General features: G+C 63.1%; 15 protein-coding genes. 7 read left to right on the forward strand and 8 right to left on the reverse strand.

Going from position 1 to position 19,040, the window contains the following annotated elements; genetic code table 11:
* Positions 1–19 precede the first annotated feature (19 nt).
* Positions 20–1,324, forward strand: a complete 1,305-nt coding sequence (locus ACFE70_RS16885; RefSeq protein ID WP_375418955.1) for a hypothetical protein — start codon at positions 20–22, stop codon at positions 1,322–1,324.
* Positions 1,325–1,378: 54 nt separating this feature from the next.
* Positions 1,379–2,347, forward strand: coding sequence for a zinc-dependent peptidase (locus ACFE70_RS16890; RefSeq protein WP_375418956.1), 969 nt, complete (start codon positions 1,379–1,381; stop codon positions 2,345–2,347).
* Positions 2,348–2,445: 98 nt separating this feature from the next.
* On the opposite strand, the gene ACFE70_RS16895 is transcribed toward ACFE70_RS16890, so the two are convergent.
* Together ACFE70_RS16895 and ACFE70_RS16900 are read right to left on the reverse strand one after the other, a co-directional pair.
* Complete coding sequence (locus ACFE70_RS16895; RefSeq protein ID WP_375418957.1) at positions 2,446–3,168, reverse strand: pirin family protein; 723 nt, start codon at positions 3,166–3,168, stop codon at positions 2,446–2,448.
* A 227-nt stretch (positions 3,169–3,395) separates the two neighbouring features.
* On the reverse strand, positions 3,396–4,205 hold the full coding sequence (locus tag ACFE70_RS16900) for a helix-turn-helix domain-containing protein (RefSeq protein WP_375418958.1): 810 nt from the start codon (positions 4,203–4,205) through the stop codon (positions 3,396–3,398).
* A gap of 190 nt (positions 4,206–4,395) precedes the next feature.
* On the opposite strand from ACFE70_RS16900, the gene ACFE70_RS16905 reads away from it, so the two are divergent.
* A complete protein-coding gene (locus ACFE70_RS16905) occupies positions 4,396–4,776 on the forward strand; it encodes a hypothetical protein (RefSeq protein ID WP_375418959.1) in 381 nt (126 codons plus the stop codon).
* A 12-nt stretch (positions 4,777–4,788) separates the two neighbouring features.
* On the opposite strand, the gene recQ is transcribed toward ACFE70_RS16905, so the two are convergent.
* Both recQ and ACFE70_RS16915 read right to left on the reverse strand, forming a co-directional pair.
* Positions 4,789–7,059: a DNA helicase RecQ gene (gene recQ, locus ACFE70_RS16910; RefSeq protein ID WP_375418960.1), complete on the reverse strand. Its 2,271-nt coding sequence runs from the start codon at positions 7,057–7,059 to the stop codon at positions 4,789–4,791.
* A gap of 84 nt (positions 7,060–7,143) precedes the next feature.
* Positions 7,144–8,355 carry a class I SAM-dependent RNA methyltransferase gene (locus ACFE70_RS16915; protein ID WP_375418961.1) on the reverse strand — a complete coding sequence of 404 codons (1,212 nt, stop codon included), beginning with the start codon at positions 8,353–8,355 and terminating at the stop codon, positions 7,144–7,146.
* Positions 8,356–8,561: 206 nt separating this feature from the next.
* On the opposite strand from ACFE70_RS16915, the gene ACFE70_RS16920 reads away from it, so the two are divergent.
* Positions 8,562–9,956 carry a sugar MFS transporter gene (locus tag ACFE70_RS16920; protein ID WP_375418962.1) on the forward strand — a complete coding sequence of 465 codons (1,395 nt, stop codon included), beginning with the start codon at positions 8,562–8,564 and terminating at the stop codon, positions 9,954–9,956.
* Between the two features lie 86 nt (positions 9,957–10,042).
* A complete protein-coding gene (locus ACFE70_RS16925; protein ID WP_375418963.1) occupies positions 10,043–10,606 on the forward strand; it encodes a hypothetical protein in 564 nt (187 codons plus the stop codon).
* Positions 10,607–10,753: 147 nt separating this feature from the next.
* Here the strand turns inward: ACFE70_RS16925 and ACFE70_RS16930 are convergent, their stop codons facing one another.
* Positions 10,754–11,299: an RNA 2'-phosphotransferase gene (locus ACFE70_RS16930; protein WP_375418964.1), complete on the reverse strand. Its 546-nt coding sequence runs from the start codon at positions 11,297–11,299 to the stop codon at positions 10,754–10,756.
* 98 nt (positions 11,300–11,397) lie between these two features.
* Here ACFE70_RS16930 and murB point away from each other — a divergent pair, with 98 nt between their 5' ends.
* On the forward strand, positions 11,398–12,447 hold the full coding sequence (murB, locus tag ACFE70_RS16935; protein ID WP_375418965.1) for a UDP-N-acetylmuramate dehydrogenase: 1,050 nt from the start codon (positions 11,398–11,400) through the stop codon (positions 12,445–12,447).
* A 132-nt stretch (positions 12,448–12,579) separates the two neighbouring features.
* Here the strand turns inward: murB and ACFE70_RS16940 are convergent, their stop codons facing one another.
* Positions 12,580–13,221: a nuclear transport factor 2 family protein gene (locus ACFE70_RS16940; RefSeq protein ID WP_375418966.1), complete on the reverse strand. Its 642-nt coding sequence runs from the start codon at positions 13,219–13,221 to the stop codon at positions 12,580–12,582.
* Between the two features lie 517 nt (positions 13,222–13,738).
* On the reverse strand, positions 13,739–16,201 hold the full coding sequence (locus ACFE70_RS16945; RefSeq protein WP_375418967.1) for an endonuclease MutS2: 2,463 nt from the start codon (positions 16,199–16,201) through the stop codon (positions 13,739–13,741).
* Positions 16,202–16,348: 147 nt separating this feature from the next.
* Here ACFE70_RS16945 and ACFE70_RS16950 point away from each other — a divergent pair, with 147 nt between their 5' ends.
* Positions 16,349–18,046, forward strand: coding sequence for a T9SS type A sorting domain-containing protein (locus ACFE70_RS16950; RefSeq protein ID WP_375418968.1), 1,698 nt, complete (start codon positions 16,349–16,351; stop codon positions 18,044–18,046).
* Positions 18,047–18,064: 18 nt separating this feature from the next.
* Here ACFE70_RS16950 and ACFE70_RS16955 read toward each other — a convergent pair whose 3' ends face one another.
* Positions 18,065–18,844: a TIGR02757 family protein gene (locus ACFE70_RS16955; protein ID WP_375418969.1), complete on the reverse strand. Its 780-nt coding sequence runs from the start codon at positions 18,842–18,844 to the stop codon at positions 18,065–18,067.
* Between the last annotated feature and the right edge of the window lie 196 nt (positions 18,845–19,040).

Here is a 19,040-nt window from a genome sequence, read left to right on the forward strand (position 1 = left end):
ACCTGATTTTCTGCGCTTCATGCTCTCACGCTTACTCCTGCTGCTGGGCAGCTTTCTATTCGTCATCTTTTCCTGCCGCGGGCAAGCCTACGAGCCGGGCCTGCTGGTGCGCGCCAACGGCGACACGCTGCGCGGCGAAATCGAAAACAGCTTCTGGGTCGAGCCGCCCGCTTTCATCCGCTTCCGCCCGGCGCCCGGCAGCCCCAGCGAACTGTTTAAGCCGCGCCAGCTGCAAGCCGTCAGCTTCACGAAAGGGCGGTATTTCCGGTACGTGGCGCTGCCCCTCGACCAGGCTGCCGAAACCCGCCTTGACCGCCTTCCGCGCGTGCTGACCACGGATATCCGGGTCGATTCACTGCTGGCCGAAGTACTGCTCGAAGGCCCCCTGAGCCTGCTGCGGGTGGCCCTGCCCAACACGACGCACTACGTTCTCTATCAGCCCGACCAGCCGGCGCTGGACCTCTGCGCCCGGCAATACCTGCGCCCCGGCGACAACGGGAGCTGGGGCCTTGCCGAAGGCAACAACTACCGTGGTCAGTTGGGCCATTATTTTCGCGAGTGCCCGGCGGCCCTGCGGGCGGCCGAAAACGTGGCGTTCACGGCCAAAGGGCTGGCGACGGTGGTGCAGGCATATAACGAAAAGTGCAGCGGCGCGCCCCAGCAGCTTAGCCGCGATTTTCTGCTCCAGTCCTCGCCGCGGCGCCGGGTAGCGTTCACGGGCGGCGTGCTGGGCGGCGTGCGCTACAACAGTCTCACGAGCGACTCGCCCTTCCTGCTCCAGCAGCAGGTCGATGGCCGTCCGCATCCCTTTGTGGGCCTGTACACCGATTTATTGCAGCCCAATCGCCGGTTGGCCATTTATGGGGAACTCAGCCTGAGTTCTTTTCGCAGCCGGGGCGCCGGGTACTTCAAAGCGGGAACGGCGATTACCTCCTACGGCACTTACGATTACAAAGCCCTGCTGGGCACGGCCCGGCTGGGGCTGCGCCTGTTCTTCCCGCTGCCGCACGAGCAGCAGTGGCTGCTCGGTTTCGGCTATGAGCTGAATAAGAGCTTCCGTCCAGCCGTTACCCAGCTCAGCGGTCAGCCTGCCGCCGACGACGAGGCCCATACGCCGTTTCCTACCCCCGTGTTCGTTCCGAACGTGGGCGTGGGCTGGCGCCGCCAGCGGCTCACCCTTGGCCTCGATGGGCAGATGTACCGCAAGGTTAGTGATGTCCCGACGTTCTTCGGCTCCGACTTCGCGCTGCGGCTGGGCCTGGCCTACCGCCTGGGCCGTCACCCCGACGCGGCCCCTACCCCCCCTGCGGCGGCCAGGCCCTAGCTTCAACCCTGGTCCGGCGTCAACCGCAGCGGCCCGGCTTCGTTTAAGCGGCTCATGCCGTATCTGCTTTCCGCGCTGGCGCTGCTAGCCGTGCTCTTCGCCTTCTACCGCTACGCCACGGCCAATTCGCGCCGGACCGCCGCCGCGCTGGCCCAGGATTTTCCGGTCGCCTGGCGCGAGCTGCTGGCCACCCACGTCGCCTTTTATAATGGGCTGGCCGACGACCAAAAAGCCCGCTTCGAGCGCCAGATTCAGCTTTTCCTGGCTCGCACTACCATCACGGGTGTGCAAACCGAAGTAGACGAGCTAACCCGGCTGCTGGTGGCCGCTTCAGCCGTGATTCCGGCCTTTGGCTTCCCGGATTGGGAGTACCGTAACTTGGGCGAGGTGCTCATCGTGCCCGACGCCTGGCAACTGGAGAAGCGGGCCGACCAGGAAGTGAAGGCGCTGCAAGGCACCCTGCTGGGCTCGGTGCAGGGCTTCCAGAACTCGCACTACATGCGCCTGTCGAAGGCGGCGCTGGTGCAGGGCTTTGCTGATGCCCAGGACCGCCGCAATGTGGGCATCCACGAGTTTGCCCATCTGCTCGACGAGGCCGACGGCGTGATTGACGGCGTACCCAAGGCGGCCCTACCCCCCGACTTATTGAAGCCTTGGACCGAGCTGATGCACCGCGAGATTGAAGCCATTCGGGCCGGCAAATCCGACATCGACGCCTACGGCGGCACCAAGGATGCTGAATTCTTCGCGGTCGTGTCGGAATACTTTTTTGAGAAGCCCGACAAGCTCGCCGCCGAGCACCCGGAGCTGTTCGCGCTGCTCACCCAGGCCTTCCAGCAGCGGCCCAAGCCGGGTGGCCTGCTGGCCCGCTCGCGGCAGTTTTTGGGTAGTTCCCGTCAGTTGCTGGGCAACTTCCGGCCCGGTAGCGGTCGGCGCAAGCTGGGCCGCAACTCGCCCTGCCCCTGCGGCAGCGGCAAGAAATACAAGGACTGCCACCTGACAGCCGAAACCGCGGCGGCCTGACCCGGTCGGCAGCTTCTAAAGGGGGTAGGAAAACAAGAAACCCCGCGCACCTGAAGGCTGCGCGGGGTTTCTTTAGTTAAGTTCAGGAATGGGCCGGCTTAGTAGTTCGCCTCGGCAGCGGGCAGGTCAATCAGAATAAACTGGGCGTCTTTCTCGGCCCGGATTTCTACCACGTGCTCGTCGGTCATGCGGGCCTGGTCGCTCGGGCCCAACTCGGCGCCGTTCACGAAAATGGTGCCTTCCCTGACGTAGATAAAAGTCAGGCGGATGGGAAAAGTCTTGAACAGAATCTCCTTCTCGGCGCTCAGATTGGCCCAGTACACGGTGGAATTGGAGTTTATAAACACCACGTCCTCCAGCACTTTCTGGCCCGTGACGAGCGGCACCAGCTCGTTTTTCTTGCCACTCAGGAAGTTTAAATCCTTTTGCTCGTAGCTCGGCGCCAAGCCTTTTTTACCCGGAATAAACCAGAGCTGATATAAATTCAGCGGCTTGTCGGCGCGGTTCATCTCGCCGTGGGCCAGGCCGGTGCCGGCCGTCATGCGCTGCACCTCGCCGGCCTTGATGGTTGTGTTGTTGCCCATCGTGTCCTGATGCGTGATTTCGCCGTCCAGCACCAGGGTCACAATCTCCATCTCCGCGTGCGGGTGCTGCGGAAAGCCCGCCTGCGGCGCCACGCTGTCGTCGTTGAATACGCGCAACGGCCCGAAGTGCACGTTGTCTTTGTCGTGATAATCAGCAAACGAAAACAGGAAGTAGCTGCTGAGCCAGTTAGCGGGCGCGGCATGGTGGCGGGCCGTAGCGGGGATGTACTTGAGCATAAGCGAGGGGGGTAGGCGAAGGGTTGGGGTTGGGGCGCTTACGCGGCGGCTACGGGTGAGGTTGAGTTAGGAACTGCACCAAATAAAAATGTCATCCTGAGCTTGCGAAAGACCTTATCACACCAGAACGACTCGTTGCTACGATAATCGTTCTGGCGGGAGAAGGTCCTTCGCAAGCTCAGGATGACAGGGGGGGGTAGGGAAAGCAGAAAGCTTGCCCCGAAAACCTACACCTTGCGCATAGTCTGCACCTGCTGGGTCAGGTCCAGCACGAGCCCGGCCAGGTGCTCCAGCGTGACGCCGCCAATGGGGAAGCTGTTGCTGATATAGCTTTTGGCTTCCCAGATTTCGCGCACGTCGGTCACGCTCAGCTCGTAGGGCGAGTACACGGGGTTGTCGGAGTGCAGGCTGAACGAGGCGTCGCGCTTGAGCTTGTTGAAGACGCGCTTGAACACCACGCCTTCCTTGGTGCTCACCACGATGCAAGGCGTGCCGTCCTTAATCGTGTGCCAGTCATCGACGTAGCGGCCCACGATGACGGTGCCCGAGTTGAGCGGCAGCATCGAATCGCCCGCGATTTCAAAGGCGCGGTAGGTGCCGGCCGTGGGCAGCGTGGGCAGGCGGAAGCGGGGTAGCTCCTCGATGAATTCGGGGTCGGCGTAGCCGTTGAGGTAGCCGGCGGCGGCCTTGATGGGCACCAGCTCGATGTTCTCGTTCTCGTCTTTGTCCACCGTCAGGGCCAGGATGCGCAGGTTGCCGCCCGAGGCCGGGTCGGCCTCCACCTCGCTGGCATTGGAAATCACCTGCCGGAGCTGGGCGGCCTTGGCGTTTTTCTTCTTGCTAAAGTCGGTCGTCGCCAGCGCGTCGAGCGAGATGTTGAACAGGCGGGCCATGTTGACAAGCGTGGCCAGCCGGGGCTCGGCGCGGCCTTCCTCGTAGGCACCCACCAAGGAGCGTTTGATGCCGAGCTTGTCGGCCAGTTGCGCCTGGGTCAGGCCCAGCTCGCGACGCCAGAACTTCAAATTCGTGTTAATCATAATCGAAAAATGGGCCGGGAAAGCCGCGGAAGACGGGTCCGGCAGGCGGCATTAGCAACAAGAGCGGCAAGTTACTAATTCATTTAGCGATTAGGTATTTATCGAGCCAAAATCTTTTACAAAAAAATCGGAATGACTATTGATTGAATTCTTCCTTCTTTCAAAATACTAAAAAATCCACTTCGCATTTATGTTCAAACCCACTACTCTGCGCGTTTTCGCCATTGTCGCTATGCTGCTCTCCGTAATTGGACTAGCGCTTAGCCTGTTGATGGCCCAGGATTCGGGAAGTCTCATCTTTGCTATTGGCTCCTGGGTCTTGCTGCTATGGGCAAGCTACCTTGGTTTTCGACTCTCTTCCTACAAGCTCGATGAAGAGGAATACCGGAAAGTAGGCGTGAGAGTCTATTTGATTATCGTTGCTTTCGGCGCTTTCATGACGGTCGGCCTTATGGTAGGCTTGGCATTGTCGGCGGCGCTGCTCGCTACCCTGTGGGGGCTAAAGAAAAACTACGACGAGTGGATTCCTACCCCCGTCGTGGAAGATGAAGCCGGCTCAATTGTCGACTAATAGCTGTTTTCCCTACCCCCTCTTCCGCTGCTCATGCACGCTGGCCAGCCGGAGCTGGAAGTAGTCGTACTGCTCGCGCAGGTGGTCGAACAGGTCGCGCAGGCCGGGGGCGCCGCCGAGCTGGGCGCGGCCGACGGCAATTTCGGCCAGCTGCGTGTCGGAGAGGAAGTCCTGGATGCGCAGGTCGTAGCCTTTGACGTAGGCGCGCTCCAGGTGGGTGCGGATGGTGCCCACGGCCATGCCGCGCTGCTCGGCAATCTGCTCCGGCGAGAGGCCCTGGCGGTGCAGCTGGAAGGTCTGCTCCTCGCTGCCATTCACCTCGCGGTCGGCGTTCGTCGGGGCTTTGGGCCGGGCGGGGGGGGTAGGGATTGGGTCGTTGTCATCGGAATCGTTGAACGGGGGCACGTCGGCGGGGCCATCGTGGGCGGGCGGGCGCTGCTCGCCGTGCTCCAGAATCAGCTTGATGAAGGCTTCGCCGTAGGTCTCGAACTTTTTCATCCCTACCCCCGAAATGCTGAGCATGGCCACGCGGCTGGCAGGCTGCTCCTGGGCCATTTCCTGCAAAGTCGTATCTGTAAAGACTACATAGGGCGGCACCCCGGCTTCGTCGGCAATCTGCTTGCGCAGGCGGCGCAGGTGCTCGAAGAGGCGGCCTTCGGCGGTGCCGGCACCGGCTTGGGCAGCCGCGGCGGCTTTGCTGGCGCGGGTGGGCTTCTCGGCTTTGCCAGTAATTTGAAATTTCTTGAGCGGCAGCTTCAGTTCGCCTTTCAATACCTGGTGGCCGCGCTCGGTGATTTTGAGGGCGTAGCCTTCCTCATAGGCGATGTAGAACAGGCCGTCGTTGAGCATCTGGTGCACGTAGCTGTACCAGTCGAGGTAGGGCAGGTCGGCGCCGGCGCCATAGGTTTTTATCTGGTCGTAGCCGCCGCTGATGACGCTCTGGTTGCGCATTCCGCGCAGAATGTCAATCAGCAGGTTCACGCTGACCCGCTCGCGGGCGCGAAACACGGCCGAAAGGGCTTTTTGGGCGATAAGCGTGCCGTCGAAGGTCGTGGGCGGGTTGCGGCAGATGTCGCAGTTGCCGCAGTCCTCGGCCAGCGTTTCCGAGAAGTAGTGGAGCAGGATTTTGCGGCGGCAGGAGGCGGCTTCGGCGAACTGCTGCATCCGCTCCAGCTTGGCCTGGTTGAGCTGGGCCTGGCGCGGCGGCACGTCCTTGGTCACCATCTCGCGCATCTGCATCACGTCGGCGAAGCTGTAGAAGAGCACGGCGGTGGCGGGGCTGCCGTCGCGGCCGGCGCGGCCAATTTCCTGGTAGTAGCCCTCGATGTTTTTGGGCAGATTGTAGTGCATCACCCAGCGCACGTTGCTCTTGTCGATGCCCATGCCGAAGGCGATGGTGGCCACAATCACCTGCACGTCGTCCTGCAAAAAGCCTTCCTGGGCCGCGCTACGCTGGTTGGGCGTGAGGCCGGCGTGGTAGTGGGCGGCCTTGATGCCCTTCTGAATGAGCTTCTGCGAGATGGTCTCGCAGGTTTTGCGCGAGAGGCAGTAGATGATGCCGGCCTCGGTGGGGTGGCGGGCGATGAAGTCGAGCACCGCGCTGATGCGGTCCTGGCCGGGGCGCACGATGAGGTTGATGTTGGGCCGGTCGAAGCTGGACAGAAACACCCGCGGCTCGTGCAGGCTGAGCTGGGTGCGGATGTCGCGCTGGGTGAGGCGGTCGGCAGTGGCCGTCAGGGCAATGATGGGCACCTGCGGAAACTGCTCGCGCAAAACGCGCAATTGCGTGTACTCCGGCCGGAAGTCGTGGCCCCAGCTGGAGATGCAGTGCGCTTCGTCGATGGCGAACATGCTAAGCGGCACCCGGCGCAGGAAGTTCAGAAATCCCTCGCTGAGCAGCTTTTCCGGCGAGACGTAGAGCAGCTTGAGGTGCCCGCTCAGCACGGCTTTGGCAATGCTGCTGCCTTCCGCCGAGCCGACCGACGAGTTCAGATAGGCCGCCGAAATGCCGTTCGCTTTCAGCGCCTCGACCTGGTCTTTCATGAGCGCGATGAGCGGCGAAACGACCACGCACAGCCCCTCGGACACTACGGCCGGAATCTGGAAGCACACGGACTTGCCGCCGCCGGTGGGCATGAGCACCACCGTATCCCTACCCCCCAGAATGTGCTCGATGATTTCGGCCTGCATGGGGCGGAAATTGTCGTAGCCGTAGTACTGCTTGAGGGCGCGGCGGGCGGCAGTGAGCTGGTCGGATGGGGCAGTGGTGAGCGTGGCGGGCATAGGGCAGCGAGTAGGAAATATAAAATAACAGCGCCGGGCGGGAAGTTCCAACCGCCCTCGTGGCGGCCGGCAATGTCCCTACCCCTAGCTCCCGCTCGAACTATCCCCCGCCGGCGCCACCCGCCGCGACCCCGCATACAGCTCATACTTCAGCAGCCGGCAGTCAATGGGCCCGTTGAAGAGCGGCACGCGCCGCGCGGGCTTGAGGCCCACGCGCTTGGCCGCCTCCAGGTTGCCGGTGAACAGATACGCCTCGTAGCCCGGAAAGCTGGTTTTGAGCACGTCGCCGATGGTTTTGTAGAGCGCGGCCATCTCGTCCTCCTCACCGATACGCTCGCCGTAGGGCGGGTTGCTGAGCAGCACGCCGGGCGGCGGCTGGCGAGGGGGTAGGGCGTCTTTCACGTCGCGCACGGCCAGACGCACCACGTCGTCGAGGCCAGCGGCGGCCACGTTCTGGCGGGCCAGCTCGATGGTTTTCGGGTCGATGTCGGAGCCGCCGATGTAGGCCTGGGGCTCTTCCAGGCGCTGCGCTTTCGCGTCCGCCTGGGCGGTGGCCCATCGCTCGGCGTCGAAATCGGGCCAGTTCTCGAAGCCGAACTTGCCCTGGTGAAACAAGCCGGGGGCGATGCGCTGACTGATGAGCGCGGCCTCAGTGAGGATGGTACCGGCGCCGCACATGGGGTCAACAAGCGGCTTTTTGCCGTCCCAACCCGTGAGCAAAACCAGGCCAGCCGCCAGCACCTCGTTGAGCGGGGCCGCATTGGTGAGCTGGCGGTAGCCGCGGCGGTGCAGCGAGTCGCCGGCCGCATCGAGGCTGAGGACGACCTCGTTTTCCAGCATCCTGAGGTGCAAGCGGATGTCGGGCGCCTTGGTGTCCACGCTGGGGCGCTGGCCGGTGCGCTCGCGAAACTGGTCCACAATGGCGTCCTTGGTGAGCTGGGCCACGAAGAGCGAGTGCTCGAAGCTCGACTTGTTGACCACCGCCGTGATGGCGAAGGTCTGGTTGGGGCTGATGAATTCCTGCCAATTGATGCGGCCCACTTCGCGGTATAAAGCCCGCTCGTCGCGCGCGTAGAAGCTGGCAAAGGGCCGCAGGATGCGCATGGCCGTGCGGCACCAGAGCACGGCGTCGTACAGCAGGCGCTGGTCGCCGCGAAACTCGACGGCGCGGGAGCCGACGTACTCAATTTCGGCGCCGAGGTCGCGCAGCTCGCGGGCCAGTACGTCTTCGAGGCCAAACTGGGTGGTGGCAGTGAAGGGGATGGATGAGGCGGCGGAGGGGGGGGTAGGGGGCATGAGGTGGGAATGGGAATGAACAAGCTAAAAGGCGGTCATGCAGAGCGGTAGCGAAGCATCTCGCTCGGGGTAGTAGTCAAGCCTGACCACACGATTAGGTTACTTCCCCGAGCGAGATGCTTCGCTACCGCTCTGCATGACCGCCTTTTAAGCGGCATAAGAGATGACCAAGAAGCCACAAAGGTACCCGCCCCTATCTTCGCCGCATGGCTACTCCCCTACCCCCCCTGGCTTCAGCAACGCCCGCCCCGGCCCGCTCCTACGCCGGCCCGATGGTGCTGATGACGACGCTGTTCTTCCTGTTCGGCGCCGTCACCAACTTCAACGACGTGCTCATGCCCTACCTCAAGGACGTGTGCCAACTGACTGATTTTCAGTCCACGGCGGTGCAGTCGGCGTTTTTCGGGGCCTATTTTCTGATGAGCGTGCCGGCCGGCCGGGTGCTGGAAAAGCTGGGCTACCAGCGCGGCATCGTGCTGGGTTTGCTGATTATGGCCGGCGGGGCTTTGCTGTTCGTGCCGGCGGCCAACTCGCGCACGTTCGGCCTGTTTCTGCTGGGCCTGAGCGTGCTGGGGGCCGGCATCACCCTGCTGCAAGTAGCGGCCAACCCCTACGTGTCGGTGCTGGGGCCGGCGCGCACGGCGGCCAGCCGCGTTAGCATCGTGGGCGTGGCCAACGGGCTGGGCGGCACCTTGTCGCCGCTGCTGGGCGGGCTGCTGCTCTTCGGCGGCTCAGTGGCGGCCAAGGCGCGGCTGGCTTCCCTACCCCTCACCCAGCGCCTGACCGAGGAATCGACGCTGGTCAAGCCGCCCTACCTGGGCCTAGCCTTGTTTCTGGCTTTGCTGGCGGGCGTGTTCTTCATCCTGCGCCTGCCCGACATTGAGAGCCTGCCCGACGAGCAGGAGGCCGAAGCCGCGCCGCTGGCCGCCGGCCGCCGCTCGGCCCTGGACTTCCGGCACCTGGTGCTCGGCGTGGGCGCCATCTTTTTCTACGTCGGCGTCGAGGTCGGCATTGGCTCGTTCATCATCCGCTACGGCGAAAGCCAGAACATTCAGCAGCTCAGCGGCTTCACGCAGGCGCTGGTGCGGGGGCTGAACACGGCCGTGAACTTCGCCAGCCTACTCTTCGGCCAGGCCACGGCCCCGATTATTACCACGGCCGGCTTCACCAAGGCCGTGGGGGCGGTGCTGGTTTCGTCCTACTGGTTTAGTGTGATGGTGGGGCGCCTCATCGGCATTCCGCTCCTGCGCCGCTTCGAGGCGCGGCGGCTGCTGATGGGCGTGTGCGCGGGCGGGGCGGCGCTGGTTTTAGCCTCGGTGCTGAGCCGCGGCGAGACGGCGCTCTGGCTGGTGGTGCTCTGCGGGCTGATGAACGCCATCATCTGGCCGGTGGTGTTCCCGTTGGCCATCAAGGGCTTAGGCAAGTTCACCAAGCAAGGTTCTTCCTATCTGATTATGGCCATCGTGGGCGGGGCCATCATTCCGCCGCTCATGGGCCTGCTGGCCACGCACGGCGGCGGCTTGCGCGTGGCATTCATTTTGCCGGCGCTCTGCTATCTGTACCTGTTGTTCTACGCCCTGCGCGGCTACCGCCTGCGCTAGGCAGGCGTGGGGCAGCCGCCAATCCCTACCCCCCTCTTTATTTTTAATCCCCCAACTATCCATTTCCAATCCTCCAACTATCCCGCATGAAGTATCCCCTACCCCTCTCCCGCCGCCCGGCCTTCCGCAGCTTTGTGTGGCTGGCGCTGCCCGTGCTGCTGCTCAGCCTGGGCAGCTGCAAAAAGGCGCTGGAGCTGATTACCTTCCAAATCAGCGACTCCTCGACCGTGACTGTGCCGCCCGCCCCCCTGGGCTCCTACATGCTGCCCGGCATCGCCGTCACGTCCACCTCCACCAACACGTATCAGGTCAATAATACCAACGCCGACTACGTGCAGGACGTGACCCTCGACCAGCTCACGCTGAGCATCGAGGCGCCGGCGGGCCAGAATTTCAACTTCCTTCAGAGTATAAGCATCTCCATCGCCTCTGATGCCGCCGGCAGCGACAAAGTGCTGATTGCCTCGCTCAGCTCCGTGCCCCAGGGTGTGACAACCATCAATCTGACTCCGACCGACAGCAAGCTCGACAAGTTTCTGCGCAACGGCTCTTACAGCCTGATTACCAGCGCCGCCCTGAAGCAGAGCGTTACCCAGCCCATCCGGCTGCGCACCGATGCGCGCTACAACGTGCGGGCCCGCCAGCCCTAGCACTAACCACCAGCTAGTGAGATTAGAGCAAAAAAGAAGGACGCCGAGGCCAGGCTTCGGGGTCCTTCTTTTTTGCTCTAATCAGGTTGTTTCCTACCCCCCTGCGCGCCCGCAAGGTCCTTCCAAACAGCTCAATCGCCCAGCCGCTCACAGCTCCCGCAGATACTCTGGCGGCACGTGTTCGATGAGCCACACGCCGTTGCCGGCTTGATAGAACACCCCGCCCGCCGCGTGCAATGCGCCCGCCGCGACGGCCAGCAGCACCGGCCGGCCCCGGCGGGCGCCCACGCGGTGGGCCGTCGCTTCATCGGCCGATAAATGCACGTGGTGGCGCTTCATTTTAAGCAAGCCTTCGCGCCGGATGGCCGGCCGCGCCGCCGGGGCCGTGCCGTGATAGAGCACGGCCGGCGGCGCTGCCGGCGTGAGCTGCAAGTCGACCGCGACGCTGTGGCCCTGCTGAGCGCGAATGCGCTGCCCGCTTTCATCAAAGGCAAAGCGCTGCTTGTCGCTGCCGGCCACCAGCGTGGCCAGCTGCTCCCGGCTGAAGGGCGTGCCGTGGGCGGCGCAGGCGGTCAGCAGCTCGGCCACCTCTACCCAGCCGCCTTCCTGGAGCGTGAGGCCGAGGGCAGCGGGCTGGTGGCGCAGGTGCAAGCTCAGAAACTTGCTCAGGCGAATGGCTTGCTGGGAGGTCATGCGAGTTAGGAGCAGTTAACGGTGAGCAATGAATGATAAGCAAAAGAACGTCATGCTCACTATTAACTGCCCATTGCCCTACCCCTACCTTTGCGGCCATGACGCCCCTCCAGCTTGAAGAACACGTTTCGCTGCGCCCCTACAACACCTTTGGCCTCGACGTGCGGGCGCGCTACTTCGCCCGCTTCGCCTCCGTCGAGGAGCTGCGGCAGCTGCTGGCCCGGCCCGAAGTGCAGGGCACCGAAAAGCTCATTCTCGGCGGCGGCTCCAACGTGCTCTTCACCCAGGATTTCGCGGGCGTAGTGCTCAAAAATGAAATCAAGGGCCTCGAAATTATCAGTCAAAATACTGACTTAGAAGTTGATACAGCCCTACTGCGCGCCGGCGCCGGCGAAAGCTGGCACGGCCTGGTCGAGTATGCGCTTGACCAAAACCTGAGCGGCATCGAAAACCTGTCCCTGATTCCGGGCACGGTGGGCGCCGCGCCACTGCAAAACATCGGCGCCTACGGCGCCGAGCTGCGCGACACGTTTGAGCGCCTCGAAGCGCTGGAAACAGCCAGCGGGCAGCTGCGCGTTTTCGGCAAAGATGAGTGCGGATTCGGCTACCGCGAAAGCGTGTTCAAGGGGCCGCTTAAGAACCAGTTCATTGTCACGGCCGTCGTGTTGCGTCTGCACCGCACGGCCCGCCCCAACGTGCGCTACGGCGCCCTGACCGAAACCCTGGCCGACCTCGGCATCGAGGGCGACCCGACGCCGCGCGACGTGAGCCGGGCCGTGGTCCACATCCGCCGCTCGAAGCTGCCCGACCCGGCCGAAATCGGCAACGCGGGCTCGTTTTTCAAAAACCCCGAGCTAAGCCAGGCCAAGTTCGACCAGCTCCAAAGCCAATATCCTGACCTGCCCGGCTACCCCGTGCCGGGCGGCGTGAAGGTGCCCGCCGGCTGGCTTATCGAGCGGGCCGGTTTCAAAGGCCAGCGCCGCGGCGAGGGCCCCGGTACCCACGGCGTGCACGACCGCCAGGCGCTGGTGCTGGTCAATCACGGCGGCGCCACCGGCCCGGAGCTGCGCGCCCTGGCCGAGGAAATCATCGGCGCCGTGCGCCAGCAATTTGGGGTTGAGCTGCACCCGGAGGTGAACATCTTGTAATCGCTCCAAGTCGGCTTTCGCTCAATTCGGGGCCGACTTTGGGCGCCATACCCAGGGCTCTCTACGGGCTGTTTCGGCCCGCCTTAGCAGCTCAAGTCCTACCCATACTCAGGGCTGGCAGCGCACCGCGACCTAGCGGCGGGCGCTAAATGCGGCTCCGTGCTCGGCAGGCGGGGCCACGTAGGTAGTGTGGCTGTTAGTGAGCTGCCAGCGGCCATTCCGCCGCACGTAAAGGTCCGTGGAGCGATACTCCCCGCTGACGCTCTGCCCGTGCAGCGAGCCCATGAAGCTGGTGTTGTGCATCACCACGCCCACGTCGCCATACACCCGGATCTGGTAGTCAAACCCCTTGTTCACCACGGCCTTGGCCCGGCCACTGGCAACGGCGCGCAGAATATCGGGGCGCCGCAAAACTTGTCCTTTAGAGTTAACGAACACGTAATCAGGCGCCATAAGCTGGTTGAGGGCTTGCGCGTCGTTGCGTACCGTCGCCTCCGTCCACTGCTCGTTGAGGCGGCGCAACTCGCCTACCATCAGCGAATCGAGCGGACTGGACGTCGCGGCGGCGGCCAGAGCTGCCGGAACGTCGGCGGCTTCCCCAGCCACCGCCCCATCCTCCCCGGCGGCCGGCTCGTCCGCCAGAAGCGGGGTAGGCGCCTTTGTTGAGTCAGTCAGAGCCGGAGCAGTTTGGGCTGCTGCTGGCCAGGCGGCGATGCTAAAAACCAGAAGTAAAGACTTGGCAATGAGCCGGCAAATGTTTGGTAAGGCGAACATGATTACGGCTCGAAGAGAGGAACACTTTGAAGTTTTAGTAGCGCATCCCGGCCCGCACCACTAAGCTAGTCAGCAAGAGCACGCCCGTAAATGTAGTCAGCACCCCCACAGCACCGCCGCCTAATGCCAAAATTATACTTCGATTAGTACCACCATGTCCAGGAGCAATGTTGACACTTGTGCTTTTGGCAGGCCCTAAAACGCCCTTTCTACCTTAGTTTGAGACCCTACATTATCTATTTGTTAATGCCCTCATCAGCCCCTTCGGCGCCCCGCCGTAGTCACCAAGTTCAGCAAACAAGTCAGGCGACACCAAAGCGCTGAATGGCCTAATTCGCTCATATTAAAGCAGCTCTCTGCTCCATAGAAAAGTTGGCGCTTCGCGAAACGTAGTCCAGTGGCGCGGGGTCTGGCGAGCACGAAAAAAGCCCCGCAAGGTCAGGGACGACTTTACGAGGCTCTTCCGTTTTCTACGCTGCGGCACTTCGCAACCCGCTGTAGCCCGTTTGCCAACGGCCTACTTCAGCACTGCCACCGTCACGCCGTCGCCGCCGCGGTCGGCGTGCTCATCGGCCACCGAGGCTACGGCGCGGGTTGAGCGCAGGTAGTCGCGCACCACTTGGCGCAGCACGCCGTTGCCGCGCCCGTGCAGGAAGCGGATTTCGGGAATGCCCAGCATCAGCGCGTCATCGACGAAGCTCATGGTGCGGGTCAGGGCGTCTTCGGCGCGCTCGCCGCGCAGGTCGAGGCTGGCGTGGAAGCTGGCCATCCGGTCGGTGAGGTTGACGCTCTTGCCGTTGCTGCCGCCGTTGGTGCTGCCCCCGCCGAGCTTGCCGGCCGCCGCCTTGGCGGCCTGCTCCCGCTCACGGATTTCGGCCCGCCCCAGCTTTTCCAGCTGCGCCACTTTGACCAGCGTTTTCAGCCCGCCGAACAGCACCTCGGCCGTTTTGCCCTTGATGCCGACCAGCTCGCCGTAGCCTTCCTGACCGAGCAGCGCCACTTTATCGCCGGGGCGCAGCTCGCCGGCTTCGGCCGCCAGCTGCCGGGTAGGGCGGGCTTTGGGCGGCTCGATTTGCAGCTCCTGCCGCACGAACGTATCCAGCTTTTCGCGCGCTTGCTTGTTTACTTCCTTGTCGGCCTGCCCGCGCCGGATTTCGGTTATCGTGGCTTCAATCTGCTGGTTGGTGTTGCTCAGCAGGGCCTTGGCTTGCTGCTTGGCGGTGCGCAGCACTTCCAGGCGCGTGTCTTCGAGGTGCTGCTTGAGGTCCTGGTATTCCTGAGCAGCTTTTTTCATGCGGCGCTCCTGCTTTTCGGCCTCGGCGCGCAGCTTTTCCAATTCGGTCTTATCTTTTTCAAGGCCTTCGAGCAGGCGGTCATAGCGAATCTTGTCCTTGCCCACGAGCTGGGAGGCGCGCTCGACAATCTGCTTGGGCAGGCCAATTTTGCGGGCAATTTCGAGGGCGAAGCTAGAGCCGGGCTTGCCGGTTTCGAGCCGGTAGAGCGGCTGCAACTGGTCGGGGTCGTAGCGCATGGCCCCGTTCACCAGGCCCTCGGTCCGCTCGGCGAAGTTCTTGAGGTTAGTGTAGTGGGTCGTAATCACGCCAAACACCCGCGCCTGATTCAGCTCCGTGAGCACGGCCTCGGCGATGGCGCCGCCCAGGCTGGGCTCGGTGCCGGTGCCGAACTCGTCAATGAGCACCAGGCTCCTCTTGCCGGCCAGCGTCACGAACTGCTTCATGGCCAGCAGGTGCGAGGAATACGTGGACAAGTCATTTTCCAGGCTCTGCTCGTCGCCAATATCCAGAAAAATATCCTCGAACATGCCCGCCTCGGAGCCGTCACCGGCCGGAATCAGCAGGCCCATTTGCAGCATGAACTGCACCAGGCCCACGGTTTTCATGCTCACCGATTTGCCGCCGGCGTTGGGCCCGGAGATGAGGAGCAGGCGCTGCTCGGCGGTCAATTCCAGGTCCAGCGGCACCACCTGGCGCTGCTCCTGCTCGCCGTGGGTGCGGTTGTGCTCTTCCAGGGCCAGAAACAAGAGCGGGTGCCGCACCTGCCGCCAGCGCAGCAGCGGCTTGGCGTGCAGCGTGGGCAGGGAGGCATTGAGCCGCCGCGCGAGTTGACCTTTGGCCCGGATAAAATCGAGCGTGCCCAGGTACTGATACGCCTTGCGCAAATCCGGGATGTGGGGCCGGAGCTGGTCGGTGAGGGCGGTGAGAATGCGAATCAGCTCGCGCTGATAAGCATTTTCGAGGTCCTTGATGTCGTTGTTCAGCTCAAAAACCGCTTCTGGCTCGATGTAGACGGTCTGGCCCGAGGCCGACTCATCGTGAATCAGGCCCTTGACGCGGCGCTTGTGCTCGGCCAGCACCGGCAAAACCAGCCGCCCGCCGCGAATCGTGGGCTCGGCCTCGCCAATGACCCAGCCCTCATTCTTAGCGTGGCGGATGATGGTGGCAATCTGCTTGCGCAAGAGGCCCTGCCGCGTAATCAACTCCTGCCGAATCTGGCGCAGGAGCGGCGAAGCGTCGTCGCGCACCTGCCCTTCGTCGTCCACCACCTTGTCCAAACTGGCCAGCAGATTCCTATCCACCTGCACGCCGATGCCCAGCAGGCGCAGGGTCGGGTATAGGCTTTCCTCGGCCTGAGTGAAGAAAGTCAGCGCCTGCCGGATGGTGCGCAAGCTCATCTTCACCTCGAAGAACGCGGCCACGTCGAGGTAGGCGCCAGGCAGGCCGGCGCGCTTGAGCTGGGCGCCCACATCGTGGTAGTGAGTGCCGGGAAAGTCGGCGCCGGAGTTCAGCAGCTGCCGAAACTCATCGGCTTGCAGCAGCAGCTTGTGCAGGGGCTCGTGCTTGGTCTGGAAGCTCATACGGGCCACGTGCTGGCGGCCCAGCGCGCTCAGGCAGAGGCTTTCGAGCTGCTCGCGCAGCGGGGTGAAGCCGATTTTGGCTTCGAAGTTTAAGGGAAGCAGCAAGTAGAAAGTCGTTCGGTGGTTGGGCGCAAGTGCGAAGGTAAACAGCGGAGCGAGCGGGAAAGATTCGCCGGAGCATAGCAGTAATATTACTATCTTGCGCTATGTTTTGCCTCCCTGATGTTTCATTTCCTACCCCCTCTCTACAGTATGATATATAATTTACGCGCAGTGTCTATTCAACAGTTGGCAAGCCTGGCAGCGGGGCTGACTCTACTCGGGGCTGGCTTCCCCGCGCGGGCACAGCATTTTGCCCCGCTCGTGCCCTACCCGGCCGGCATCGAAAACGGTCCGCTCGGCCTGGTGATAGGTGATGTGAATGGCGATGGTAAATCCGACTTGGTTACGACTAGCGGCGCCGATTCCATTATGGTGCTGGCCGGCAAGGGCGACGGCACCTTTCAACGGGGCCGCGTGCACCTGGCCCAGTTCGGCATCCGGCCGGTGGCCCTGGCGCTGGCTGACTTGAACGGCGATAATAAGCCGGATGTGGTAGCCGCCGGCGCGGGCGCGGTGAGTGTCTTGCTGGGCGAGAACGGCTACTTTGACTCTGGAACATCAAGAACCTACAACCTCCGAATGACCGCTAATCCCGGAGCATTGGCCTTGGGAGACGTAAATGGAGACGGTAAGCCCGACATCGTTACGGTATCTAACAGTACGGATAACGCGACGGTGCTGCTCGGGCAGGGTGACGGCACGTTCGGCCCGGCCGCTATTTTTTCAACCGGCGCGGGCAGTCACCCAGAGGCTCTGGCGTTGCACGACGTAACGGGTGATGGCCGGCCCGACATCATTACGGCAGCTTCGCCGGCGGGCGCCGTATTGGCCGGCCGGGGCGACGGCACGTTCGGCCTGCCGGTTCCGTACACCAATAGCCCGGACGCCGGGGCAGGCGGCGTAGCGGTAGGCGACGCGAACAACGATGGCCAACCCGATATTTTTACCGCTGCTGCCTCCGGCATCGTCAGCGTGTATTTGCAGCAGGGCGCAGGCAGCTTCGCGCCGCCCGCGCGCTACCAAAGCAGTGCCTCGGTCGGCATCAGGGTGGCCGACCTGGACGGCGACGGGCGGCTTGAGGTGATAACGGCCGGCTTCGGCACCGACGCGGTTGGTGTACTTCCCGGCCTTGCCGACGGCACCTTCGGCCCGGCTGCCCGGTACCCGGCGGGCGTCAGCAGCCAACCTATCAGCGTCGCGGTGGGAGATGTAGACGGCAATGGCCGGCCCGATATTGCGGTAGCTAACTTCGGCCTGGCCCAGGTGGGAGTCCTCCTCAGTGTGCTGCCGGGCCTCTACACCAATACGCCGGCCGTGGTGGCGGCGGGCGCTACCCTGTCGCTGCACGGCACTAATCTGGCCGGCGCCACGGCGGTTACCTTTACCAGCACCACCAACGTGACGACGGCCGTCGCGGCGGCCAGCTTCACCGGCACCAACTACACGGCCCTGCCCAACACCATCAGCCTGCCCGTGCCCCCTACCCTGGCTGACGGCGCTTATGCGGTGGCCGTAGTTACACCCAGAGGCCCTACCAATAATTTCCGCTTAACGGTTGGCGGGGCGTTGGCGCTTTCGCCCGCGGCCCTCCTTGCCAAAAGCATCAGCCTTGCGCCCATCCCCGCGCACACCACCACTACTCTGACGGTTACCCCCTTGCCAGGGATAAGCTCAGTAGGCCTGCGCCTGTCCGACGCCCTGGGCCGCGTAGTTCATACCGAAAGCGTCGGGCTGTCCGTCACCGGCCTGCATCATGAGTTGAGCGTGCGCGGCCTGCCGCCCGGCCTCTATCTGCTGCACGTGCAGGCTGGCGCGATTCAAGCAGTTCGCCGCGTGTTGGTTGATTAAGACAGGTGATAGGTAAAATCAGCGAAGGACGCCGCCTACCCCCACTCCTTCGCCAAACAGCGCAAAATCGTACTTCACCGGGTCCAGCGGGTCCAAAAGGCGCAGGTTGGCGGTCAGCTCCTCAGCCGCTTCCCAGTCCACGAGCTTGCGGGTGAGCAGGCCCAGGGCGCGGGCCTGCCGCTCGACGTGCACATCGATGGGGCAGATTAAGTCGGCCATCGACAGCCGGGTCCAGAGGCCAAAATCGACGCCGTTTCCGTCGCGGCGCACGAGCCAGCGCAGGTACATGTTCACCCGCTTGCAGGCCGATTTGCGGGCGGGCGTGGCGACGTGCTTGCGGGTGCGGGCCGGCGCGTCGGGCAGGCTGAAAAACAGGGCGTGAAAATGGGCCAGCCGCTCGCGCTGCGTGGCACCCGCGCCAGCACTCAGAAAAGCCTCTTCCAGCGAAGCATGGTCCTGATAAAACCAGCGCAGCCAGTGCACGAAGTACAGCAAATCCGTGTCGCAGAACGTGCGGTGGCAGAAGCCGAGCAGCCGCTTCAGGTCCTCGTCCTGGTGCTGCGTGATGAACTGATACGGCGCGTCGTCCATGCGCCGCAGCAGTTCGTTGCACTTGTTAATGATGGTGGGCCGCTGCCCCCAGGCCAGCAGGGCGGCAAACAAGGCGCTGATTTCCACGTCCTGCCGCCGCGAAAAGCGGTGCGGAATCTGAATCGGGTCGTTGGCGATGAACGCGGGCTGGTTGTAGCGCGCCACGCGCTCATCGAGCAGGATGCGCAGCTTGTCTGTCTGAACCACGGATTTATCGGATTAAACGGATTAGTCGGATTTCGGGGACGATTCGGCAAGGCCCGGTTTCAATTTCCTACCCCTTCCTAAACTCAAAAGGCCACTTGGTGAGTGGCCTTTTTTAGTTGGCCGAATCGTCCCCGAAATTCGACTAGGGCGTGTTCTCAGCTAAGTGCTTACTTTAGGGTCATGAACGCCGACCGCA

Origin of the sequence: uncultured Hymenobacter sp. (assembly GCF_964243305.1) — a bacterium.
GTDB lineage: Bacteria > Bacteroidota > Bacteroidia > Cytophagales > Hymenobacteraceae > Hymenobacter.